This is a genomic window from Cuniculiplasma divulgatum (assembly GCA_031200235.1).
Taxonomy (GTDB): Archaea; Thermoplasmatota; Thermoplasmata; order Thermoplasmatales; family Thermoplasmataceae; genus UBA509.
In genome coordinates this window covers 947,453-970,877 of sequence record CP133595.1, presented here as the reverse complement: position 1 = coordinate 970,877, position 23,425 = coordinate 947,453, and the positions used below count along the sequence as shown (strand labels likewise).

The following is a 23,425-nucleotide window of genomic DNA, read 5'->3' as shown; positions in this document are numbered from 1 at the left end:
TTCCACTTTAACTGCAATTTTGTTACTTAGCTATGGTACCGAGGACTTACGGTGATTAATCCTGCAGGCAATCATAACGATTCCACCTGAAACAGACATCAGTAGTGCGACACCGATAAACACAGATCTAATATTCAACGCGCTTGCCAATATTCCCACAAAGATAGCGCCGAATCCATAGCCGGAATCTCGCCAGAGCCTGTAAACACCAAGTCTTGCACCCCTTTCGGATGGTTTGACCTTATCATTCACGGCGGCGATGAGAACAGGATACAGAAACGCCATTCCGAGACCTGCAAGAAAACTCAGCAAGCCAATAATTACAATTCCATGAAAGAAGACGAAACCTACCATGGCAGTGGAATCAATCCAGAAGCCCGTAATTATAAGCACATTGCGGCCAATATGGTCCGAAAGCCTTCCAGTTATAATCTGGAGCAAACCCCATGTCATCTGATAAATTCCAACCAAAACAGCTGCAGTAAACAGGCTGAAATGAAGTGAAAGAAGGTATAATGGCATGAGCCCCCAGAATACAACATCCACAAATTTCTCAATGAGACCGGCCTGTGAATAAGAAAAGAGGAGCCTGTTTGACCATGATGTATCTGTAAACATCTTCATGAATGAAACCGAACTACCCGTTTGGTTTATCCCGAAATCTTCTGATCTGGCAAAGCCGACAGTTTCCCTTATTGTAAGTGCAGTGATTCCTATTGCCACAATTACAACCACTATTCCGAAGAGGAATGACGCTCCCCTTAACCCATATGACGCAGCCATATAGCCAGTAATGACTCCCGCAGTAGCCTGACCTATGTAACCAGCTGCCTCGTTCAGTCCAACAGTAAGGCCTCGGGATGTACTTCTGCTCAGATCCAGTCCGGCGGTTACTGTCATAGTCCATGCGAATGCCTGATTAACACCTACCCCGATATTGGCAAGTACAATCATATTCCAGCTTGTTGAGAAGTAGAATATGAAAGGGACTGGGATAGCCACCAGCCATCCTATAAGCAGCAGTTTCTTTCTTCCAATGTCATCTGATATTTTTCCTGATACGAGATTAAGTACACTCTTTGTGAAGCCAAAAGCCACCAGAAATGAGAGTATGTATAAATATGATGAGATATGATATATGTCCTTAGCCATTGCAGGGACGAGAACACGCTCTATCCCCAGAAACCACCCAATGAAAAGGGTCAGTAATAGGAGGATAATGTACTGTGTACCGTCATGTGTTAATCCTTCTGATTGAGCACCGTTTTTTGTGAGTGCCAAGATGAATCATCCTTTTGGGCATGCAGGCCTGGATCTGTCCCACATCATTTCGAAATGTTCTCTGGACTGCAAAACGCAATTACTGCATGGTTCCACTATTCCATAGATCTCATGGTCTTTCTCCATGGAAATCATAAACGAGGTCTCGTTGTCAAAAACATAGTACCTTGAGTTCAACCTGTCAGATATTCTTGAGAATGGTATGAGATCTTCTGGAATTTCTTTCAGGTCACCGGTGGAAAATATCATTTTCAACTGAACATCCGTCTTAGATTTGAAAATTTCATGCAATTTGCTGTCGACTGTTCTGATCCCCGGATCCATCACATAGATTGAACGCCGTGCTTTTTTTACCATGGTTTGGAGGTAATACCGTACCTTACTGGAACCAACTATGTTCCATGACATGTTGAGATCATCCGATTTGTTTACGTTCCTCCTGACAGATGCCAGGTAATTGGTTATATGACCCTCAATCTCATCGATCCTGGATCTGACCTCATCACACAGGACGCCAATAACAATGTCCGGTTCAGGGATTGAAAACAAGGATGGACTGCTTGATACCCTCTGTACCAGATTAAGTTGGTTCAATTTCTCTAAAACAGCGTATACTTTTGTGTAAGGAATCTCAGTTGTTTGGGCAAGCTCCCTTGCCGTCATCCCCCTGAGTGATAGAGTGAGAAATAACTCAGCCTCATAGTGTGTAAGCCCAAGATATTCGAGCTCAACCAATATTTTGGACCGTGCATCAGCATTATCTTCCTTGTCTGACACCTTAATTTCCCCTGATATTTATCTCCCTTATCTTTTCCTTTTCAGGTACGGGTTGCAGCTGTATTTCACCGAGTTTTTTTCTGAAATCACTATATGACTCCGTCTGAAGGAGAGGATTGCATAGCCGTTCATACCCAAGGGTTGAAGAGGCTTTTGGGCTCATTTCAGCACCGCAGGTGGAGCCCGAATAGTGTGCAGGCATTAATTCTACAAAGTCCGGCAGACGCAATATTTTTTCCGTTATGCTTTCGTATAATTCATACGAGGTGTCCATTCCAGAAATATCTGATCGTCCAACATCGCCAACAAATAGCGTGTCTCCTGTGAAGATTGTTGATGGAGTTTCAGGATTTCTCTTATCATCGTAATACACCAAGGATATGCTCTCCGGTGTGTGCCCTGGTGTGTGTAATACCATTATCCGTGCGTTTCCTATTTTCATGGTATTCCCTTCCTTCAGTGGGAGGAAACCAAATTTCACCTTTGCATCTTCAAACATATAGATGGGGGCACCTGTAGCTGTATGTAATTTCTTAGCACCCGATATATGGTCGGCGTGAATGTGGGTTTCTATTATACTGTCTATCTTCAGTGCCAGCGAACTAGCCATCTGAATGTATGTATCCACCTCGTATTTAGGATCGATTACAAACGCTTTTCCAGAACTGGGGCATCCAATAATGTACGAGGCACACGAGCGTTCCTCATTCAGGATCTGTCTTACAAGTGGCATAAAACATTATTATCCAAAGGATAATAAATTCTTCGACTAGCTTCAACTTTTTGAATGTAACTTTAATTCACAAAAGACCAGACTCATCAACGCATTTTATCCTTGATGTGCTATGGGCTCTTTTCACAGCATGGTATTTTTCATTCAGCCTGTTAAAAACTAGATTGAATGAATATAACTGGGGGAAAATTCTAAGACCGTTTTAAAGCAATATTCTCAGCAAGGTCAAGTGGAGGATTTGTGGAAGATCGATTTATATCTTACAATGACAAGGACTGCTATGGATTGCATTGAGTAGCGGATTTGTTTAAATCTATGTGTTATCTATTATCATTCCATGTAGGTTTATTGAAATTGTCAACGATATATCGACAGCAGTATATAGGAAACAATAATACTCTAATGAGGTAAAAACAAATGTATGGAATGAATAAAAACAGGTGTGGATGCGACAACGAATACATGGAATCCAGAATGGCCAGATGCGGCCAGATGTTTCGGAACCGTTCTGAAAAGGATGTGGCTGAAGATCTTGAGGACTACAAGGAACAGCTGGAGAATGAGATATCTTTGTTGGAGAGGAAACTGGCAAGGATCAAGTCGCACAAAAACGAGAATGTGGAGTAAACTTAACTCCACAAAAATTGAGAGTTAGTAGGGATGTTGAAATGTGCCGACTGTGGCGAACCTGTAATGCCAGGTAAGGAGTTTCCGTTTGAAATAGACGGAGTGGTAAGACTATACGGTTGTGAACTCTGTGCACTGCATCATGCAAAAGTTCTTGAGATAGAAAAAATAGAGAGACTGTATTCAACAATTGCTGCAAAGAGGGTAGAATTGGAGGAAATTGAAATCCAGAAAGAACTACTAAGAAAGGAGGTTGGAAAGTAAGTGGATAAAAATTGCGCCTGTCAATGTGGCCCATTCAGAGTAAGTCTTATCCCACCAGGAATACTCAAGCCTTTGATACTTAAAATTCTTGAAAATAAGCCAATGCATGGATATGAAATAATGAGTGAAATTTCCCTGCGCACACAAGGTTATTGGAGGCCCACCGCTGGTTCCATATATCCCGCCCTTGGCTCACTGGAAAAGGATGGATATGTGGAAAGGCGCGAAATAATGCAGGGAGAGCGGGCAAGACAGATGTATACTATTACGGATCTTGGAAGAGAGGCCATAAAAGATATGGCTCAGTTTTCCGAGAGCTGGAAGAACGGACTTAATAAGCTTATAGGATTATTATAATAGATACTAGTGAAGAGAAAATCACACGCAACGATATGCCTGTGTTTTATGAGAGTCCTTCTTTTTCATCCCTATTAATCGGCAGACGGGCGGTTTCAAATCCTTCCAGTGGCTCTTTTCCTACTTTCCGAAGCCACAGCCAGAAGAATAGCCATATATTTACTGATCATCTATTCGTATTTCTCAATGAATTATCTCAGACTATTTTAGTATGTCTGGCAATCAAGATTTCCCACACTTTCTTTTTATTGTCATCAATATTTTTGTCTATCATTGATTATGAAAAAAAATAGAATGTTGAAATATATATTTCTCAGAGATGAAGAGAAACCTAGGAAATGAACAAAGCCGTCAAGCCCGATTACATTGCACATGAAATTGCCGTAGATGTAAAACATCATAACATATTCGGGGAAAAGCGAGATGCCTCTTGGATTGTGCAACATATTTCTTCAGCGTGAACCAAGTGTGTTGCACAATTCAATAGGCATATGTCATCTCTCTTAGAACGTTGTAATACTGCACCTTCAGTGCAATCTCCTGAACTATGTAATCAGGCCTGTTGGCCTTGATTACCTCACCCATTGTCCTCTTGAGTCCTGAGAAATATATCTCCACATGCCATCTTTTTCCATAACCAACGGATTCCTTCCATTCCTTTTCTGAGGTCCTCCGGATCTGTCTGACTATTCTTGCCCTGGCAGGTGATCCCCTGCTCCTTGTGGATGCATTCTTCCTTGGGGGTATTATTGTATTCTCCCCGAATGTATTGTATATTGACTTTGAATCATAACCCTTGTCTGCAAATATCCTTCTGATCCTTTCTTTTACAGATTTCAGCAGTTCCTTTCCAGCCTTTGCATCATGCACATGTTCATCTGTGATGGCAAATGACATCACTGAAACTTCATTTATGGATATGACAGCATGAAGCTTTGACCATCCTCTCCTTGCTTTCTTCCATTTTGATCCAAGATAATCACCCCTGATGGTGATCTTGAAGCCTGTGGAATCTATTGCACAGTCCACAGGCTTTCCCTGAGAATTGGGAATTGAAGGCACAATCTTTCTTATTCTTCGGAATATGCTTGTGTAGGAGACAGCTGTTATTCCGGTGATCCTTGCAAATATCCTGGCAATTCCCTCCAGTGACCTGAAGGGAATGCTGTACATTGCCCTGAGTTTTGCAAGGAATGTTATGAATGCATTTGGTGTCCTGTAGGGATGGCCTCTCTTTCCTCTGTTGTTATCTGCAAGGAGATTCCTCCAGTTCATGAGAAATGATGGGTCCATTAGATCCTCAATTCTATTCACAAGAGATCTGTTGTACCTGTCATACCTTCTGTCCGAACCGATCCAATATCTTCTTTTGCTTCTATTGCCTTTAGCCGTGATTGGCTTTGGTGTCATACAAACCAATCACCCCCCTGTATTTCATTATACAGGGGAATTATGCAACACACTTGCGTGAACCAAAAAAAATTAATCAAACAATTTAAGCTAACTCTGTAAAATTAGGGAATGTGGATGGATGAGAAGGTATTCATAGATCTTTTTGCAGGATCCGGTGGATTGTCTGAAGGATTTTTGATGAACGGATTTACACCAGTTGCGCACATTGAGAAAAATAATGACTCTTCAAACACGCGGAAAACCAGAGCAGCGTTCCATTACCTTAAGGAAACTGGGGAAATTGAGTCGTATAATGAGTATTTAAGAGGGAAAATAAATTTTGATAAACTATTAAGCAAGGTCCCAAAGGAAATTCTTGATACCATTATTAATGCAGAAATTACAGAAGAATCATTGCCCTCCCTGTTTAAAAAAGTGGATGAAAATTTGGCTCTAGCTGGGCATAAGGAAGTTGATCTGATTGTTGGTGGGCCACCATGTCAGGCTTATTCACTGATTGGCAGAGCTAGGGATAAATATAGAATGAAAGATGATCCACGTAATTACTTGTACCGGCTCTATGCCAACTTTTTAATAAAATATAAACCAAAAGTGTTCATTTTCGAGAATGTAATGGGGTTGTTGTCCGCTGGGGAAGGAAAACTTTTTTTGGATGTACAAAATTATTTCAGGAAAGCTGGTTATGATTTGGATTACAAAGTCCTCAATGCCAGAGATTATGGGGTGCTACAAAACAGGAAAAGAGTTATACTGATTGGGTGGTCTATTGGTTCTCACCTTAAGTACCCTGCAATCAAGACAACAACCAGAGAATACGTGGTTAACGATCTTCTCATCGATTTGCCCCCGTTGAGTGCTGGAGAAAGTCCAGAAAATGTGGAGTATGCAACGGCACCAACTGAATCTCAACGTGGCCTTATAATACAGAATAATGATACAATTATGTGGTAAGAGAAGAGAATTACCCGTATCTGGTTGGAAAATACATAAAATGTGTAAGTGAAATCTCCACTTATAAGTCAAAAGGTAAGCTAGACTTAGAGCATAGGGATTGGCTTACACCATCAGAGATACTCTTGCTAAGGGATACCATAACTGAAGCAAAACAAAACAAGAGTTATATCCCTCCAAGGAATGGAGAAGTAAGAGGATATCTCGATTACATAACATCCGAGACAGCTAATGGAGTTTCAGAAGAATCCAGCTATATACCATTTTCAAGGATTGATAACTCCAACGCAGATTCTATCGCATCAAAGATTACCAGAATGATAGGGAAGAATCTGAATGATAAGTCTCTTCAGCCCTGAAATACAGCATTGATGAATTACTGGCAAATGTAACAGAGCATTCTCAGTACAAAAACTCGTTCATTATGCTCCAGAATTATCCCTCCAAGAAAAGTCTTGAATTTTCATTGATGGACGATGGTATATCTATTCCAGGAAATTTCAGGGCTCACGGAATCAGTTTTGATAAGGACTCTGACAGTCTCATAAAAGCCATTAATGGAGTATCTACAAAAGACAAAAATGGAGAAAGAGGATTCGGACTTCACTCGGTATTTCGGCTTCTGACAGAGGGCATGCATGGCGAAGGCATTCTAATCTCTGGAAGAGGTATCCTGAGCAAAAGATTTAATGAGAAGTCAGGAAACGATACGAAATTATTCGATTACGCCAGTGATAGTAATGAGGTTGCAGTATTCAAAGGGTGCTATGTTGCTTTTAATGTGAAAACCAACCTGTCTCCAGATTTGTACAGTTACCTTGAATATTGAGGAAATCGAGCAAATTTGTTGAAGAAAAAAGGCTAAACACTCAATAATAAAACATATATATGGTTAATGGCAATAGGTGTAATGTGAATCTAAAGGTTTGTCAGATTGTTGGGTCAGATCTTGCTACAAGAAATGGTTGCGACAATATGTTTAAATTAATAGAGCAAAGCCAAGACGCAAATATAACTTTAGACTTCAGTATGGTGTCTTCTATTAGCCGTTCGTTTGCCCATGAATATATTACGAAAAAGAAACTTTCATCAAAGACAGTCTCAGAGGTCAATGTTCCCGTCTTAGTTGAGAAGATGTTGAAATTTGTTGATAGCAAACAATATCAGAAAAAGCCTGTTGAGAACAACAACATTAAAACAGTAACAATATTATGAATCAGAATAGACAATCTCGATTCTAGCTTTTCTTTAATCGCATGATAAAAATAATTTCTTGGTTGAGGCAAGAAGACTTGGAACTGCTTGTCTTTTTCTTGCTTCAATGTTTCTGAAGACTTTCTCTGGAATGGATGTATTCCCATCCCCATTCACATTTTTCATAAATGCATTTAATCCTTAACTCAAGCTTTTTTACGTAATATGTCAAGATCAATCTTCAGATCCGACACCAGGTCCTTCGCCTTTTTGTAATCGCCAGTTTGAAATTGACCCCCCTTATATATAGCTTTCAATTCCTTTTCACTCCTTCCTCATTGTTGGCAGTGAGTTCTTCTTCCTGTCCTTCAGCCTGTATGATTCACCCTTTATGTTTATGACAGTGCAGTGGTGCAGTATCCTGTCCAGGACTGCAGAAGCCATCACTGAATCTCCAAGTATTTCGCCCCATTCGCTGAAAGATTTGTTGCTTGTGTAGATCGTGGATCTCTTCTCATACCTGGATGAAACAAACTGGAAGAACAGGTTGGATTCCTCCCCTGTCAGTGGCAGGTATCCGATCTCGTCCACTATCATGAGCCTGAACCTGGAATATGTCTTTATCCTGTATTCCAGTCTCTTCAGATCATAGTCTCTCTTAAGTGTCTGCACCAGTTTCATGGCTGACACATAGTATACCGGGATATCGGACATTATTGCCCTCATGCTCAAAGCTATTGAGAGGTGCGTTTTTCCCACGCCTGGTGGTCCCAGGAATACAACATTCTCTGTGTTGTGTATATACCGCATAGTCATGAGATCATCAATCACAGACCGGTCTATGGAAGGCTGGAATGAGAAATCGAAGTCATCCATGGTCTTCCTGAAGGGGAATCCTGACCAGTTGAGCATGTTCTCCGTCTTCTTTGAAAGCTTGTGCTTCAGCTCTTCAGATAAGAGGTGGTCCAGTATCTCCGCGACCGGTCTGTCATGGGATGTTTCAAGGTATGAATCAATGGTGGTCAGGCCAAGCCTTGAAAGGTATTCATGCACTCTTTCGTATGAATCCATCATGACACCTCCTCATATCTCTTCGGATCTCTTGTCTCGACGACCTGGGAATACACAGCTGAATTCTCCTCCCTTATTGCTTTTAGAAGGCCTTGGAAATGTTCCCTCTTTCTGGATATCCTCCCTGTTCCTGCCAGAATAGGATGATCAGCAACAACAGTGGAATCGATCTCTATTTTCACCAGTGCTGATTCCTCAATGATCCTGCACTCCCTTCCGGCATATCTCCAGGGGACGGAATACCTGTTCCCCCTGTATGAAACATAGCAGTCCCTTGAGACCTTCCTGATCTCCTCCTTCCTTGTCATATAGGGAGGCACACTCGATATTGGATTGAGTTCCTCATCCTTCAGCCTCTCTAAAGGTATCTCATGTGTTGTTCCATGTACCTGGGCATTGACCTTGTTCAGCCATTCCTGGCACTGGACATTTATGTCTGAGAGAGCATCAAAGGATCTGCCTGTCCAGAAGTTGTACCTGAGATACTTTATTGTGCTCTCGATCTTCCCCTTTGTCTCCGGTCTGTATGGATAGCATAAGCGGATTACGATGCCATAATATTCAGCGAAGTCCATGAACTTCTGATTGAATCTCGATTCAGAGGGCCTTTATCTTCCTGTCTGTGAACCCGCCAAAGAAGGAGAATGCGTTCAGATGCATTTTGATCACGTTTTCAGTGGATATGTCTGTTGTGAATTCCACATAACGCATTCTTGAATATCCCAGTATCATGGAGAAGGCGTAGAGTTTCCTCCTTTTCCCGTCAATCTCTATGTAACCTAACTCGCCGAAGTCAACCTGTGACTGTTTTCCCGGTTTAGTCTCATAGCGGTATACTGCCTGTATCCTGCGATCCTTTCTGAGGTCATGGCAGTATTCCTTCAGTATTGTGTATCCGCCATGGTATCCCATCTTTCTGATTTCCTCAAGTATCCGGACAGCTGAAAGGTTGTGTTCATCTATGAGTGCCCTGATTCTATCCCTGTATGGATCAAACTTTGATCCTCTTTTCCTGTTCTGCTTTCCCTTCGGCTCAGATCTGAGATGCTTTCTCATGCTGTTCCTTGATATGCCAAGTTCCCTTGATATTGCCTTTATGCTCATTCCCTTCTCCCTCATGTTGCGTATCATTCTCCACACCTCCAGACCGTACAATTGAGACCACTGTCCTGGCATGGACAGGGGTCAAAATTAAACCGGCGAGGGGGGTCAATTTTATTCCGGCGAAAATGCACAAAAATCAACCGGCGTTTACATCTGGCATTTAAGCGATGAAACCCTAGATTCCATTTCAAATGCCTCGCCTGGCTTCAGAATATCTGGCAATTTAGATGCTTTATCCCTATTAATATAAGAACCTGCGACTTTTGAGCCGTTTTCTTTACAATTTGCCATAACGAAAAAAAGTCCTCTTCACTAGGATTTTCGCCATAATCCTTCGGTTCTATTTCCATGCACACTATCGTAGTCTCATCCGTTTCGGATACTTCCACGAATGTATCTGCTACCTGTTCAAGCTTCCTCAGGTATTCTATCCTGAAACAGGAAATCAACTTGGAGAATGATACCAGAGCTTCAGATATACGTGGAGTTCCTGGGAGTTGAAAATGAAATGGAGAAAATACCTGCCTTTCTCTATGAATGAGTAGTTCAGGACAACACTTTGGAATCCAGATACCGCAAGATTTAGAACATTCTCATGCACAGTGCTCAGTTCTGACACATTCCCTCGGACCTGCCAGAGACCATCCTGGAATTTTGCTTCCACGCCGTTAAAGAAAAGTGATATATTTTTGTCTTTTCAGATTTAGCCGGAAGAAATAGGTTAAATGACACTTTTCCGTCCTGGAGGCTTATCCCAACAGGCGCCCTTAAGTTGAATCCCAACGTGAACCCAAGTCTGGCTTATGTTGTTGTTTATCAGTTCTGTTTCTAATCTGTTGTCATTAATTTTGATAAGATCCACAAGCTTACTCTGAAAGAAGTGATACAGATTTAAGCCCATTTTTTCTGTGCTTCCCGGATTATCTTCTGCAGGCGAGACCCTACCTGTTCCTCCTCTGTTATTTTTTTGAACCTCATTAACAGAGTCACCAATGCCCTGAGAGATCATCAGCATCGAGAAAATGGAATTTACAAATCAGTACTGCTTTGAGGTACGGCAAAAAAGAGAGATGAAAAATAAAAATCAGGCAGACTGAACCGTAAACCCCACATTGGGGGTGAAGATCTTCGCGTTTAAGTTCATATCCTGGTTCAGGTTGAAATCTATCATGATGTTTTGCGTGGAATGGGCACTGACTTTGAATGGGTGGTTGATGAACGCGAATGGTGCATTAAGCGTGAAATTCACTTCGATTCCAAGCATATCCACTGTGACGTTTGTTATGTAAAGCCTTATCATTGTATACGTGGCAGGATGCAATGATATATTTGCCAGAAGTGATGCATTAGTGGCTGCAAGATTGAGTATGTCAATGGTATGCGTTGAGACAGAGTAATTAACCCATCCACTGGTGTTGCTATGTATGCTTACGGCACTGAAAGTAATATACACACCACTTACTCCTGGCATTGGTGCGTCGGCAACTGATATTGCCACATGCCCGGTGTTCTGGGAGTTTTCGTAATATGTATACCCGAAATAGGCGCCGCCGGCTATGAGTATTATCAGTACAATAATTACTGCTCCAATTGTTTTCATTTAGTGAGTTTATAAATTTTCTTATTAATCGTTTATGGTACAGTTTGAATGGTCAAAATTCCAGAGGCAAGAGATTCCGGGCATAATGCAAAATGGGAGACATTCTTAGGTAATATGTTCATTTCTAACCCTGTAGGATGGCTACTCGACGACGTATTCTCAGTGTTGCAGCCAGGTCCCTGACCCTGATATTTGACTTATAGAAGACAAGAATGGATTATTCCCCCGCTGAACTTTTCTAGGGGCAACTTAACACCTTTTTTCAGTTCTCTTATCTTCCGAACGACTTACGTCCTCAATGGTACCTTTCATATCCTCCTTCTCCTGAAACCTGGCAGACCTTTTCCTGAGACTTTCCATTATATATTCAAATTTCTTAGGGCACATGTTTAAACCTACCAGCATAACAGCTTATGGCTATCAACTCTGTAAACCTATGGAATATTATTCCTGAACCAAATGCAGCATCCCTTATTTTCTTACCCAATCACCTGGAACGTCTCGCCATTCATTATTCTATTCTCCGTGGTCATTTTCCAATTGAAGTGGAAATACCATCGATCTGGGATCTAAGTTCAGAATTTCCTTGTAATGACCGGGACTATCATCTCCTCAAGGCTGAACCCTCCGTGCATTCCAATCATGTCAATGTTGGACCACTCAGGATCAAGAGTTGAGAGCCATGTGTCAATTATGCCGCTGTTCTGAGCAGGGATTATGGTGTAGTCAGAGAACATGTCCATATCAAGGCCCGTGGAAGATGTCCTCCCAAAGAAACCTTCCCGCATAAGTTGCCTGGAACTGACTGCGGTGTGGCCAGGATATTGCTTCTCAATATGTGCAAGAAAATCGCCATCCTTTGTTTCCCTCACCCTTATGAATGGCGCCCTTTCATCTCCCGTGGCTGGAGATATCATCATTCGCCTCAGCTTTCTATCTCTTGAAATGTCATGAACTCTGTCCTGATTCACAACAGTGTGCCCGTGATCGGCCGAAATGACCACCGTTGTGCCGGAACCTGCCACGTTCTCACCAAGAACATGCCTTATGAAGTAGAATATTGAATCAATATCTTCAGCTGTCTCCTGTGTGTACGGCCCAATCTTGTGCGATATGGTATCAACGGAGGAGATGTAACAGAAATGAAAACTTCTCCTGACTGTGGAGAGAATGTCATTCTTCAGGTCAGTAAACATATGGGAAAGCGAATGGTAAGGCCTGAGAACCGAGCCTCTTCCCGTTATGCGTGTCAATCCGCTATTTCTTATATTGTACGGCATGTACAGGAAAGAATCCATTCCTTCCCCTGATATCTTTTCGTGTATGGTTCCGTGCCTGCTAATGTGCGAGAAAATCTTTGAATTTTCCACCAGGGATCTGTTTCTCAGGCCAAGCGGGCTCAGGGAGATCATGTTGCATACAGAACCCACGTCCTTCAGGTACTGTATATATCCTATTATACCGTGTTCCTCAGGATCCATGCCCGTGTGAAGCGTTACTGTAGCAGTTGATGTGGTGGAGGGAAAGATACTGGTGGCCGGTACATACACTGATTCCTTCCTGAATGCTTTCAGGTTGCCGAGCCGGCAGTTGTTAAGAGCATACTGGAATGTGCTATGGCCAAGACCGTCAATCAGTATGAATACCGTGTGATCAGCTGGCTCAGAGATGTGGCGGAGCGATTCCGGCACCCCTTTGCCGCCATTTATGCCCAGTGACTCAAGGAGTGCCCCCGGTATATCTGCTATGGAACCTCTGCCGAATGCTGGCCGGTAAAGCCCATCCATGCCCTTCCATCCGTAGCTTGCAATAACACCTTCCACGTCGTCATCCTTCATTTTAACATCTGCTCCCGCCAGTGTTGATTGCGTATCATGCCTTAAACCATTTCAGGCCACTTCATGTTCACAATTCTGTTCCTGCTTCCACTGCATAATTATCATTTATCAGCTGCCTTCCCTGAAGGAAACTGTGCTGCCACTCCCCTGTTCTCCTTGCCCCTCACAAGGGAGAAGATTGCAGCTACCGTGAGTATTCCAAGTGAAACGTAGAGGGCAGCATGTATCCCACCCATGAAGGCTGTGGAAACATTGCCAAGAAGCTTGCCAAGGCCTGCAAAGACCTGGAATGCCACGTATCTTGGAACTGATATGCTGGCTATGGATATGGCCACAACAAAGCTCCCCAGCATCCCTATATTCGCCATTGTCCTGAGAAAACCTGATGATAATCCATAGAGTTCCTTTGGAGAGTTGGCCATGACGGCGCTGTTGTTGGCTGGAAAGAACATGGATGAACCAAGGCCTGTGAGGAACGAAGCAACCAGAACAATGTATAGGGATGATGTAGCGGTAAGTGTTGAATAGACAAGAACGGAGATACCCATCATTGCAAGGCCGGATGTGGCCGGAATCCTGGAACCAATCCTGTCAGTGAGCTTTCCAAATTCAGGACCCATGATGCTACCAACAACATATCCTGGGAGAAGCAGAAGCGAACTGTAGAAGGGTGACAGCCCCCTTATTCCCTGCAGATACATTATAATTATGAAAACAACCGCAAGGAAGCCAAGGCTCTGAAAGAATGAGGCCATTATTGAAAACGTCAGGATCCTTATTCTGAATATTCTCATTGGAAGAAGAGGCTTTGCAACCATTCTTTCTATGAATATGAATGCTATAAGAACAACTATGCCTCCAAGGATGAGGAAAATATTGAGTGATCTCACACCGTACGAAGCAATGTCAACTGCAGCATATGAAATAAGTATAAGGGCAAGGGCCAGTGTTATGGTGCCGGGAATGTCCAGCTTATTCTCCACCCTGTGTCCCTTCCTGATGTACCTGGTACCGAAATAGATGGCGAACGCCCCAATTGGCACGTTTATGTAAAAGATGTACCTCCACCCGATGAAAGTTGTTATTATGCCCCCAAGAACAATGCCCAGCATAGCCCCTGCATTATAGCCCACGGCCGTGTAACCAAAGACGCGCCCCCTCTTGTTTGGAGGAAAATTATCAGCCACTATGGCACCGCTGTTAGACTGAATCATTGAGGCACCGCATGCCTGTACAGCCCTGAATGCTATGAGTTCAGTTATTCCGCTTGAAGCTCCACAGAGAGCAGAACCAACTGTGAACAGGCCAAGACCTGTATTGAAGATCACCTTTCTTGTCATGATGTCGCCGAGACGGCCAAACTGTGTAGTGCCAACGGCTATGACAAGCAGATAGATCATTATTATCCAGATGGAATAGGACAGCTGCGTATTCAGGTCCACAGTGATGGTTGGAAGAGCCAGAAGCACTATTGTGGAATCAACCGCTCCCATGAGCACTCCAATGAGCAATGCTATTATGAGCCGGCTGTCGCTGTCCACATGCCATTATGATGACCAACTAAAATACGGTTTCTAAATGCTTGACCCAACATAAATTATACATGGGCAATGAAATTCAGCCTGTCCCATACTGATATCTGCAAATGGACCATGTGCTTTCAATCCATGCAATCATGGTAAATCTTTAATAGTGTTAGATAATGACTATCACGATATAAATTGTTAATCATACCAAAGGACAGTGAAAGCAGTGAGGTACTGGGTGATTTGCTTCAATCATCATCTGCATCTTTCAGGAAAATACGTCTCTATGATCGTGATGTGATCCTTGCAGATCACCATGCAGGCATAGATACAGGGTCACTGGGCATAGCTCTGACAGATGGTCTCACTTCCAGGAAATTCAAGCCAACACCGACCACTGTACAGGTCGGTGACCTGAGAATAGGCCCTGACAGGCTTGTCATTGCAGCAGGACCCTGTGCCGTGGAATCCAGGGATCAGATATCTGCCATTGCAGAAGATGTGAAAAGATTCGGTGCTGACATCCTGAGGGGTGGGGCATTCAAGCCGCGTACCAGTCCATATTCTTTCCAGGGTCTTGGAATACAGGGCCTGAAACTGCTGAAGGAAGCTTCCGATGAAACCGGTCTTCCGGTGGTATCTGAGATCCTTGATCCGTCACAGTTTCCATACTTTCAGGACAGTGTTGACATACTGCAGATTGGAAGCAGGAATTCCCAGAATTTCTCCCTGCTCAAGTTTGCAGGCACAGTGCATAAGCCTGTGTTACTGAAAAATGGAATGGGCAATTCCATAAACGAGTGGCTTGGATCTGCAGAATATGTCCTTTCCGGAGGGAATCCCGATGTCATAATGTGCTACAGGGGAATCAGGAGCTTCGAGGGAATCACCAGGTTCACCATGGATTCCGGCGCAATTGTGGCCCTTAAGGAAATGACCCATCTGCCCGTATGCGCTGACCCCAGCCATCCTGCAGGCAGGCGTGAACTGGTGGAACCGCTGGCCCTTGCAGCGGTTGCGGCCGGTGCCACCATGCTTGAGATTGAAGTTCATAATGATCCTGACCGGGCCCTCTCCGATGCCGAACAGCAGATCACCCCTGACCGGTTCCGATCCCTGAGCAGGAATGCCAGAGACCTGTTCCAGCTCCTGCATTCCACCTCCGCAGCTCCTTTCTGAAGGATCATTTCCCATACCATGAGGTGTCATCTGCGATCTTCCGGGACCCAGTTGCCATTGGGCCGGTCTCCCTCATTGCAAAACTCACCAGAAGCCCCATGATGGCAAAAATACCGAAATACATTATGCCCGCCCATGGGCCATATAGGGCGGACAGGATGCCGTAGCCGAGAACGCCTGCAAGGCCTCCTGCACGCCCTATGGATTCTGCTATTCCCTGCCCTGTTGCCCTGATCCCGGTGCCGAACTGCTCAGCTGGTGATATTACAATGGTCTTGTCCGGGCCCAGTGCTCCGAAGAAGTAGGCAGCCAGGAGGAGACCTATCTCAAGGAAGCCGTATTTTCCGCCGAAATATAACATTATCATGGCCAGTGCCATGAGTGGCACGGCCCTTCCAAGGAATCCTGAGATCTGAAGAGGTTTCCTCCCAATTCTGTCTATGAGGATGATGGTCACAACTGCCGCAGGGATGGTAACGGATTTCACAAGAAGGCTCCCGTATGATGATATTGAATTGTCCGTACCAAGCGTGGTTAAAAGCAGCAGTGGAAGGAACACGGATAGCCCCTGGTCGCTCACCTGATACGAGAACCAGGCTGCAGACGCCACAGCAATATTCCTTAAGTCCTTCCTGTTGAAGCCTGCAAGTATGTCCCTTACGTGTGGAAGCCTGGATCTTTTCCATGCCACCGATTCACTGATCCTGCTCCTCATGAATATGACCGGGACTGCCATCAGGCCTCCTGCAAGAAGAACAATTCTCCATCCCTGTCCTCCTGCGCCAAGGAACAGCCCTCCCAGTCCATAGGCTATGATCATTCCGAAGTTTGCCGCCATCATAACTGTAGCCATATTCCGGCCCCTGGTTCCGGCAGATCTTATCTCGGAAATGTACGGGAACACCACGGCAAAATCCGCCCCTATGCCGGCACCCACAATGAAGCGGAAAAAGAAGAGCCACGAAAAATCAGGGGAAAATGCGCTCCCGATGGATGCTGCCACATATGCAATGAAATCTCCCACCAGCATGGCACGCCTGCCGAACCTGTCGGCAAATATTCCGGCAGTGGCCGATCCAGCTATTGCACCGAAAAGTGCTGCGGATCCCAGAAGCGAGAGGTCAAATCCGTTCAGTTTCCATGCTTTTCCCAGAACAAGCAGTGCAACAGATATGGCTGCCAGATCATATGTTGCTATGAAGATCCCGGAACCGGCAAGAATCGTTTCCATGACCCCGCCTTCCTTTTCCTTAATCCGATTCAATCAAAGCCACCTCATATTTGTAAGGATATCCTTACATTTTATCTCTTTATTTAAGGGTTCACTGATCCCGGATGTAACATTGCGGAAAATCCAAATCTTTCTGCACTGATAACATTATAATATGGCTGGATATTGCTGGAAATCGTCCTCCAGGTCATGTTATGTTCAATAAGACGCTGATTGCCATACGGTCATTTGTTGTGGCTGTGGGGGCAACCGCTGCAAGTTCCTTCGTTGGAGTTTTCGGTGTGTATATAGGCGCCACTGCCGTGGACATGGGCTGGCTCCAGTCCACTGCAAATGCACTATCAAATGGGGGACAGCTTCTCTGGGGCAGGCTCAGTGACCGTGTTGGCAGGAGGAGGCCATTCCTCATTGCAGGAAGCGCCATTCTTGCCGTCCTGTGGTACATGATGGGGAGCATACGGACCCCGGTGCAGCTCGTTGTTGTATATGCGGCAATCTCCCTGTTTGCATCACTGATTACTGTGAACTGGTTCTCCCTCATTGCCGATCAGACTGATACCACAACCCGGGGCAGGTTCCTCTCCATAATCAATATCCTGAGCTCCCTGGGCACCATTGGATCCCTGGTGGTGATGACATTCCTGTTCCAGGGGCAGGTTACCAGGGACATCTTCATTCCATTTTCTGCTTCAGCCGGTTCATACGTGATTTCCGGAATCCTAATGGCGATGCTGAAGGAACCTGAGAAGCAGAAGGAACTCACCGGAAACATCCGGAAAACTCTGAAGGAACTCAAGAAGAATCCACTGTTTTACAAGTACTTCATGGCCATGAATGTGCAGGGGCTGTTCTGGTCAATGGCCTGGCCCATGTTTCCCATAACAATCGTGCTTGTGATGCACTTTAACCTGTCTGATGTTGCCATACTGACCGTGGCATCCCTTTCCATGTCTGTAGTGGTCCAGTACCTCCTGGGAAAGGTTACTGACAACATAAACCGTGCCCCGTTAATACTTGCAAACCGCATGATGCTCAGCGCAATACCTCTTCTCTATGCTTTCTTCACCAACTTCTGGGAATTCATCATAATGGAGCTGTACAGCGGGGTGCTTGGATCCATACAGAATGTGGTGATGAATTCCTACCTGCTGGATATTGTTCCCAACGGTCACAGGGCAGAGTACATATCAATAATAAACGGGTTCAATGGCATTGTATATCTTGTGGGAGCCCTGGCTGGTGGATACCTGCTCCAGATCATGATTGACCACTTCCCGCTGCACCTTGCGCTTATATTTTCATATTCAGTAGTTTTTTCCGGAAGGTTCCTGTCATCCCTGCTCTTCATGGGCCTGAAGGAGCCTGAGCAGAAGGGCAGAACCCCACTTCACCTCTATTCCATGCTGTTCAGGTATAAGCAGCCGGGCAGCCCTTCTGGTGGAACCATGAGATTCCGGTGACTTCACTGAGCTGGAAGCTTCAGGTATCTTCCATCCGAAAGAATCATAACCCTCACCCCAGTATCTATTTTACCGGAAATTATGTTCCCTTCCATGTTTGACTTTAACCAGGAGACAAGGTCAACCATATTTCCTTTCAGCCTGATTCCGTTTCTGTCAGCCTCGTCTATGATCGCCCTGGCGGCATCCAGTATGTGTATTCCAGCCGGTATCCCCGTTACGCATACGGTGCCCTGGACCTCAAGCATCTGCAGTGTCATGGCGGCCTCCTCTATCTTCTTCACTGCCCTGCTTTCAAGTATGGCTATATTCTGCCTGGTTGTTCCAAGGCGAGAAGCTATCTCGCCCTGTTTCATTCCATCTTTCCTCAACCTGAGAATCTGCATCTGCCTCTCCGTGAGGAAGCCATAACGGCTACTGTCTTTCCTGTTCACCAGGACCATAGTAAAACAATATTGTTTAATTTTTGCCAATTTTCAAACTATTTATATTTACAGGACAGATCAGCCACAGGTGCGGAAGACAGTAATTGCAGTCATACTTGTTGTCCTGATCCTGGTAAGCGTGGGCATAGGACTTGAAATTGACCGGCCCTCAACAGGCCTGGTCGTTTATACTGCAGATGCATATGTTGCGGAGTCCGATGCCCTCATGGCAAACTTCCACAATGCCACAGGCATTGCTGTTGAACCGGCAAAGGGCGGAGGATCCTATACCCTGGCAGAAGAGATATCACAGGGTGTTCCCGCCAGTGTCTTCATATCGGTGGCACTGAGCACATATGCAAGATCATCTCTTGGACAAAGGTACAGCGGATGGGCAATAGCGTTTGCCGCAGACCAGCTTGTCCTGGCGTATGCCAACAGCGCAAATTCCACGGTTGAAAAAATAGTGAAACTCTTCTCTGAGGCAAACAGCACAGAGAATGCGTCCCAGAAAGATGCAGCATACAGGGACGCATTCATGAACCTGACCGCTGGTAGCGTAAGCATAGGAATATCCAATGCAAGCAGCGATCCAGCAGGGCTCAGGGCATACCTGTCCCTTGAGATTGCAGGATCGCTTTATGAAAACAATCAGTCATTCTTCATCAATAGGATTGCAGACAACAGAGGAGTCAGAACGGATTCCAACGCTGCAGAGCTTGTTTCACCGCTCATAAGCGGTGATCTGGGATTTCTTTACATTTACAGATCTGCTGCAATATCCAAGGGCCTGAAGTACATTGAGCTTCCAGGCCAGCTCAGCTTTGGAAATTCAAGCATGTCTCAATTCTACTCCGAATTTCACTATAATACAACGGCCGGCCAGCAGTCCGGCGCGCCCATATACCTGTATGCCTCAGCCCTTGCCAACGGGACAGATCCTGCAGCTTCCATTGAGTTTGTCAGCTATATCCCGGGAAATGATTCATTCCTGTCCAGCTATGGAATGAGACCCCTGAAAGAGCCTCTCCTGTTCAACAACACACAGCCGCCCGCCGGGATCATGGCACTGATTTCAGCAGGGAGAATTGTATATGGGGGACCAATCCCTGCATGATATCAGCGTAAAGCGGAGCACTGAATTTCAATGAGGAAGAGGAAAGACCTCCTGTGGGTATTTTCGGCCGTTTCAGTGGCAATCATTTCCATCCCAATAGTTCTCATCCTGATCTATGGACTGGCAATTTATCATGACCGGCAGGGCTACGGAATAACAGTCATGAAGGCCATAGCCCTGACCCTGTTCACATCCATTCTGGCAGCGGTTCTTGTTTTCATAGTATTCACCCCTCTTGCCTACGAACTTTCTTCAAGGGTGCACAGAGGAATGGAAACCATAGCTGATATACCTGCCTCCATACCGCATCCCATAGTGGGCATAGCCATACTCATCCTGGGAAGTCCCTTCACGCCCACGGGGAAGTTCCTGGAATCCATTGGCATAGACTTCTTTGACACCATACAGGGAATGGTAATAGCCCTGGCATTTGTTTCTGCGCCCATCTACATCAGGTCCATGCAGTCTGCCCTTTCCTCCAGGAACATATTTCCGGATTTGCTTTCACAGTCCTTCGGTGCCTCCAGAATCAGGACACTTTATGGCGCTGTGCTTCCCGGAATGCTCAGGCAGGTCATTTCCTCGATGCTCACATCCATGAGCCGGGCCATGAGTGAGTTCGGGTCCATAGCAATTGTGGCATATTATGTGACCCAGTATCCATTCAATGGTGTCAGTGCGGCTTCAGTCCTCATATACCAGTACTATGGATACTTCGGGCCCGGTGTCGCAATAACAGCATCTGCCATAATGATAATTGTCTCCCTTGCGGTCCTTGCCGTGGCCAGGATTGCGGGCGCTGGCCGACATGCAGGAGTTGAGGCATGACCATTGAGGCCAGCATAGGCATGTCAAGAGGCACATTCAGGATCAATGCCCGGCTTTCAGATTCAGGAATCATATTCATGGAGGGGGAGAACGGATCTGGCAAAACCACATTCCTCAGGGCAGTTGCCGGGCATTTCAGCCAATTCACAGGGCACGTCATTGTGAACGGCAGGGATGTCACCAACGTTGAACTGCAGCGTCGGGGCATCATATATCTCAACAGCGAAACTGTTCTCCTGAACCTTGACGTGGATTCCCACATCACCTGGCCACAGAACCCCAAGAGGTACAGCAGCGACATAAGAATACTCAAGGATACTATGGGAATAGATTTTGCAGGAAAGGCATGGGAACTTAGCTACGGCCAGAAAATGCGCCTTGCGGCTGCAGGTGCCATATTTCACAGGCCGGATCTCATAATTATGGATGAGGTGACATCCGGAATCAGTGACAGCCCCGGTTTCATAAAATCCGTATCCTCACTGGCCAGAGAGAAGGGCATTGACATCATATTTGTGAGCCACAACCCCGGTGATGGGGCACTGGCAGACCATGTTTACAGAATGGAAAATGGTTCCCTTTCAAGGATTTCCTAGGTTATCCAGGAACCTGTCCACTTCCTCAAGCATTTTCCTCTGGTTCTCGTATGTTAATGATTTCAGGGCGTCCTCATACTTCATCCATACAAAGCCAACATGTTCGTGTGATATGGTTGGCGATTCATGGTCCATTGCCCTGCCTGCAAACATGACCACCGTCTTCTTCACCTTCTGGTCCCTGTGGCTGAAAAGGTACTCCATCTCGTGCCTGAAACCAGGTATTATGTTCACATTCATGCCTGTTTCCTCAAGGGTTTCTCGCCTGGCCGCGTCCATTTCAGTCTCACCCTCCTCTATGTGTCCCTTTGGGAAATCCAGGAATCCCTCCTTCCTCACCAGAAAAAGGTACTCCCTCTTTCCGTCCTGGCCGATCCTGTAGACCATTATGCCGCTGCTCATCTCATTACTAAGTTCGTTTTTCATATGGCTTTCAAATGCCGATGTCTCTAATAAAGAATCATCTGATTCGGTGCAAGAATTTTTATTGAATGATATGCTATATCATGTCATGTGTTACGTGGAGAGTGATTCAATCAATGGAAACAGCCCATAATGAGGAACTTTCAGGATTGCGTGCTAAAATTCTGAACAATTCCATTGCAATACTGCGCCTGTTCTCTGAACGCATGGATCTGTCCTCCCGTATAGCCATGATCAAGACTTCCAGCGGTCTGGATCTCAGGCTGAGGGATCGTGAGCTTGATGTCATAAGGAATTCTGGCATCAATGACGAAGTTCTCCGATCCATTCTTGTAACCCTCTTTGAATTTTCCATACGGACTCAGGAAACCGCAATCTCAGCAGTGAATGCTCACAGAGGAAGCGAAGTCACTTTCAGGGGAAAAACCGACGATCTGCTCTCAATGCTGGGAACAGTGATGGCAGCTCCGGGCGTGGAGTTTGTGACACAGATGGATTTGCCGGAATCCCTGAAGACGGCCATACAGATGAAGGGAGGGCACATTGTCATGGGAAAGCCACCGGAAAGCATTCCAGAGATATCCATAGGCCATGAATGCCCTCGGGACATTGCCAGCATGCCTGAGGATGGTCTTCTGAGATTCAGCACATTTCCTCCTGATCCATCCAGCCTTAACATGATAGCAGTGGTGAAACATTGAGGATTGCTGTGGTTGGTTATTCAGGCAGGTTTGGCTCCGCTGCAGTGAGGATTCTGAAGGATGCGGGGCATGCCGTTATTCCTGTACATGGCCCTGATTTCACCGGCGAAATGCTTGATTCTGTGGATTATGCGATCCTTGCTGTGCCCATCCGGGTTGCGCTGAACATGGTCAGCAGCTGCAGTGATCCGGGCAAGCTTGTTGAGATATGCTCCGTAAAATCTCCATTCCGTCCTTTTGCCGGGAAGATTATGAGCATCCATCCCCTCTTTGGGCCATCATCCATGAATTCACAGAATCCCCGGAACATCATCTACATAGATGATCTCTCCGTTCCAGGTTCCATTGATATTATAAAGCAGATATTCCCGGGAAGCTCCATAAGAGCCATGTCTTCGTCACAGCATGACAGGGCCATGGTTGATCTGCTGGTAAGGCCCTACATTCTATCCCTGCTGGCAGATTCCTCAGGAAAAACTCAAACTGACCTCACAACCAGAAGTTCGCGAATGCTGTCCGAATTGGAAAGCATCAGCAGTGACGAAAACAGGGAGGTAATGATGGATACAATTGCAATGAATCCATACAGCATGAATATCCTGGCTAAAATCCGTGATGAACTTGACAGAATCATTGAAAATGCTGAAACCAGCCATGCTGCGGATCATTCTGTTCCTGCGGGAAACAGAAATGGATAAACTTAATGAACTGCATTGGATAAGTGCCATG

The 23,425-nt window shown here is 45.2% G+C and carries 29 protein-coding genes; 14 read left to right on the top strand and 15 right to left on the bottom strand.

The window, feature by feature from the left end:
* Positions 1 to 30 precede the first annotated feature (30 nt).
* Genes RE469_05235 through RE469_05225 form a run of 3 tightly spaced genes read right to left on the bottom strand, consistent with a single transcriptional unit; the run spans position 31 to position 2,791 of the window.
* Positions 31 to 1,281, bottom strand: coding sequence for an MFS transporter (locus RE469_05235; protein ID WMT45602.1), 1,251 nt, complete (start codon positions 1,279 to 1,281; stop codon positions 31 to 33).
* Between the two features lie 6 nt (positions 1,282 to 1,287).
* Entirely contained in the window at positions 1,288 to 2,058 is a 771-nt protein-coding gene (locus RE469_05230) for a helix-turn-helix domain-containing protein (GenBank protein WMT45601.1), read from the bottom strand.
* A gap of 1 nt (position 2,059) precedes the next feature.
* Entirely contained in the window at positions 2,060 to 2,791 is a 732-nt protein-coding gene (locus RE469_05225) for an MBL fold metallo-hydrolase (GenBank protein WMT45600.1), read from the bottom strand.
* Between the two features lie 426 nt (positions 2,792 to 3,217).
* Here RE469_05225 and RE469_05220 point away from each other — a divergent pair, with 426 nt between their 5' ends.
* From RE469_05220 to RE469_05210, 3 genes are all read left to right on the top strand, one after another.
* The gene (locus RE469_05220) at positions 3,218 to 3,418 is read left to right on the top strand and encodes a hypothetical protein (GenBank protein ID WMT45599.1); all 201 of its coding nucleotides are present in this window, start codon (positions 3,218 to 3,220) and stop codon (positions 3,416 to 3,418) included.
* A gap of 66 nt (positions 3,419 to 3,484) precedes the next feature.
* A complete protein-coding gene (locus RE469_05215) occupies positions 3,485 to 3,682 on the top strand; it encodes a hypothetical protein (GenBank protein ID WMT45598.1) in 198 nt (65 codons plus the stop codon).
* Positions 3,683 to 4,039 carry a PadR family transcriptional regulator gene (locus RE469_05210; GenBank protein ID WMT45597.1) on the top strand — a complete coding sequence of 119 codons (357 nt, stop codon included), beginning with the start codon at positions 3,683 to 3,685 and terminating at the stop codon, positions 4,037 to 4,039.
* A gap of 480 nt (positions 4,040 to 4,519) precedes the next feature.
* On the opposite strand, the gene RE469_05205 is transcribed toward RE469_05210, so the two are convergent.
* Complete coding sequence (locus tag RE469_05205; GenBank protein ID WMT45596.1) at positions 4,520 to 5,449, bottom strand: IS5 family transposase; 930 nt, start codon at positions 5,447 to 5,449, stop codon at positions 4,520 to 4,522.
* 117 nt (positions 5,450 to 5,566) lie between these two features.
* On the opposite strand from RE469_05205, the gene dcm reads away from it, so the two are divergent.
* From dcm to RE469_05185, 4 genes are all read left to right on the top strand, one after another.
* Entirely contained in the window at positions 5,567 to 6,403 is an 837-nt protein-coding gene (gene dcm / locus RE469_05200; GenBank protein ID WMT45595.1) for a DNA (cytosine-5-)-methyltransferase, read from the top strand.
* On the top strand, positions 6,397 to 6,762 hold the full coding sequence (locus tag RE469_05195) for a hypothetical protein (protein WMT45594.1): 366 nt from the start codon (positions 6,397 to 6,399) through the stop codon (positions 6,760 to 6,762). The genes dcm and RE469_05195 overlap by 7 nt, the downstream gene beginning before the upstream one ends.
* Positions 6,763 to 6,827: 65 nt before the next feature.
* Positions 6,828 to 7,232: a hypothetical protein gene (locus RE469_05190; GenBank protein ID WMT45593.1), complete on the top strand. Its 405-nt coding sequence runs from the start codon at positions 6,828 to 6,830 to the stop codon at positions 7,230 to 7,232.
* Between the two features lie 83 nt (positions 7,233 to 7,315).
* Positions 7,316 to 7,618: a hypothetical protein gene (locus RE469_05185; protein ID WMT45592.1), complete on the top strand. Its 303-nt coding sequence runs from the start codon at positions 7,316 to 7,318 to the stop codon at positions 7,616 to 7,618.
* A 303-nt stretch (positions 7,619 to 7,921) separates the two neighbouring features.
* Here RE469_05185 and istB read toward each other — a convergent pair whose 3' ends face one another.
* The 8 genes from istB to RE469_05145 form a co-directional block, all read right to left on the bottom strand.
* The gene (gene istB, locus RE469_05180) at positions 7,922 to 8,671 is read right to left on the bottom strand and encodes an IS21-like element helper ATPase IstB (protein WMT45591.1); all 750 of its coding nucleotides are present in this window, start codon (positions 8,669 to 8,671) and stop codon (positions 7,922 to 7,924) included.
* A complete protein-coding gene (locus tag RE469_05175; protein WMT45590.1) occupies positions 8,668 to 9,243 on the bottom strand; it encodes an integrase core domain-containing protein in 576 nt (191 codons plus the stop codon). Before RE469_05175 ends, istB begins: the two co-directional genes overlap by 4 nt.
* 22 nt (positions 9,244 to 9,265) lie before the next feature.
* Positions 9,266 to 9,799 (bottom strand): IS21 family transposase, encoded by a 534-nt coding sequence (gene istA, locus RE469_05170; GenBank protein ID WMT45589.1) that lies wholly within the window; start codon positions 9,797 to 9,799, stop codon positions 9,266 to 9,268.
* A 418-nt stretch (positions 9,800 to 10,217) separates the two neighbouring features.
* Positions 10,218 to 10,436, bottom strand: coding sequence for a hypothetical protein (locus RE469_05165; GenBank protein WMT45588.1), 219 nt, complete (start codon positions 10,434 to 10,436; stop codon positions 10,218 to 10,220).
* A gap of 57 nt (positions 10,437 to 10,493) precedes the next feature.
* Entirely contained in the window at positions 10,494 to 10,781 is a 288-nt protein-coding gene (locus RE469_05160) for a hypothetical protein (GenBank protein WMT45587.1), read from the bottom strand.
* 75 nt (positions 10,782 to 10,856) lie between these two features.
* Positions 10,857 to 11,372, bottom strand: coding sequence for a DUF4382 domain-containing protein (locus tag RE469_05155; GenBank protein ID WMT45586.1), 516 nt, complete (start codon positions 11,370 to 11,372; stop codon positions 10,857 to 10,859).
* Between the two features lie 575 nt (positions 11,373 to 11,947).
* Positions 11,948 to 13,210 carry an alkaline phosphatase family protein gene (locus RE469_05150; protein WMT45585.1) on the bottom strand — a complete coding sequence of 421 codons (1,263 nt, stop codon included), beginning with the start codon at positions 13,208 to 13,210 and terminating at the stop codon, positions 11,948 to 11,950.
* 101 nt (positions 13,211 to 13,311) lie between these two features.
* Complete coding sequence (locus tag RE469_05145) at positions 13,312 to 14,751, bottom strand: MFS transporter (protein ID WMT45584.1); 1,440 nt, start codon at positions 14,749 to 14,751, stop codon at positions 13,312 to 13,314.
* A gap of 180 nt (positions 14,752 to 14,931) precedes the next feature.
* On the opposite strand from RE469_05145, the gene aroF reads away from it, so the two are divergent.
* Positions 14,932 to 15,915: a 3-deoxy-7-phosphoheptulonate synthase gene (aroF, locus tag RE469_05140; GenBank protein WMT45583.1), complete on the top strand. Its 984-nt coding sequence runs from the start codon at positions 14,932 to 14,934 to the stop codon at positions 15,913 to 15,915.
* 4 nt (positions 15,916 to 15,919) lie between these two features.
* Here aroF and RE469_05135 read toward each other — a convergent pair whose 3' ends face one another.
* Positions 15,920 to 17,179, bottom strand: coding sequence for an MFS transporter (locus RE469_05135; GenBank protein ID WMT45582.1), 1,260 nt, complete (start codon positions 17,177 to 17,179; stop codon positions 15,920 to 15,922).
* A 161-nt stretch (positions 17,180 to 17,340) separates the two neighbouring features.
* Between RE469_05135 and RE469_05130 the strand changes: the two genes are divergently transcribed.
* Positions 17,341 to 18,606, top strand: coding sequence for an MFS transporter (locus RE469_05130; protein WMT45581.1), 1,266 nt, complete (start codon positions 17,341 to 17,343; stop codon positions 18,604 to 18,606).
* 2 nt (positions 18,607 to 18,608) lie between these two features.
* Here RE469_05130 and RE469_05125 read toward each other — a convergent pair whose 3' ends face one another.
* Entirely contained in the window at positions 18,609 to 19,040 is a 432-nt protein-coding gene (locus tag RE469_05125; GenBank protein ID WMT45580.1) for a Tfx family DNA-binding protein, read from the bottom strand.
* Positions 19,041 to 19,119: 79 nt separating this feature from the next.
* Here RE469_05125 and RE469_05120 point away from each other — a divergent pair, with 79 nt between their 5' ends.
* The 3 genes from RE469_05120 to RE469_05110 are packed head-to-tail and all read left to right on the top strand — an operon-like array spanning position 19,120 to position 21,572.
* Positions 19,120 to 20,148 carry a substrate-binding domain-containing protein gene (locus RE469_05120; GenBank protein WMT45579.1) on the top strand — a complete coding sequence of 343 codons (1,029 nt, stop codon included), beginning with the start codon at positions 19,120 to 19,122 and terminating at the stop codon, positions 20,146 to 20,148.
* A 30-nt stretch (positions 20,149 to 20,178) separates the two neighbouring features.
* A complete protein-coding gene (locus tag RE469_05115; GenBank protein WMT45578.1) occupies positions 20,179 to 20,976 on the top strand; it encodes an ABC transporter permease in 798 nt (265 codons plus the stop codon).
* A complete protein-coding gene (locus RE469_05110) occupies positions 20,973 to 21,572 on the top strand; it encodes an ATP-binding cassette domain-containing protein (protein ID WMT45577.1) in 600 nt (199 codons plus the stop codon). Before RE469_05115 ends, RE469_05110 begins: the two co-directional genes overlap by 4 nt.
* Here the strand turns inward: RE469_05110 and RE469_05105 are convergent.
* On the bottom strand, positions 21,558 to 21,998 hold the full coding sequence (locus tag RE469_05105) for an NUDIX domain-containing protein (GenBank protein WMT45576.1): 441 nt from the start codon (positions 21,996 to 21,998) through the stop codon (positions 21,558 to 21,560). The two genes, RE469_05110 and RE469_05105, sit on opposite strands and share 15 nt — an antisense overlap.
* Before the next feature lie 113 nt (positions 21,999 to 22,111).
* On the opposite strand from RE469_05105, the gene RE469_05100 reads away from it, so the two are divergent.
* The gene (locus RE469_05100; protein WMT45575.1) at positions 22,112 to 22,696 is read left to right on the top strand and encodes a chorismate mutase; all 585 of its coding nucleotides are present in this window, start codon (positions 22,112 to 22,114) and stop codon (positions 22,694 to 22,696) included.
* Positions 22,693 to 23,394, top strand: coding sequence for a hypothetical protein (locus RE469_05095; GenBank protein WMT45574.1), 702 nt, complete (start codon positions 22,693 to 22,695; stop codon positions 23,392 to 23,394). Before RE469_05100 ends, RE469_05095 begins: the two co-directional genes overlap by 4 nt.
* The last annotated feature ends 31 nt before the right edge of the window (positions 23,395 to 23,425 follow it).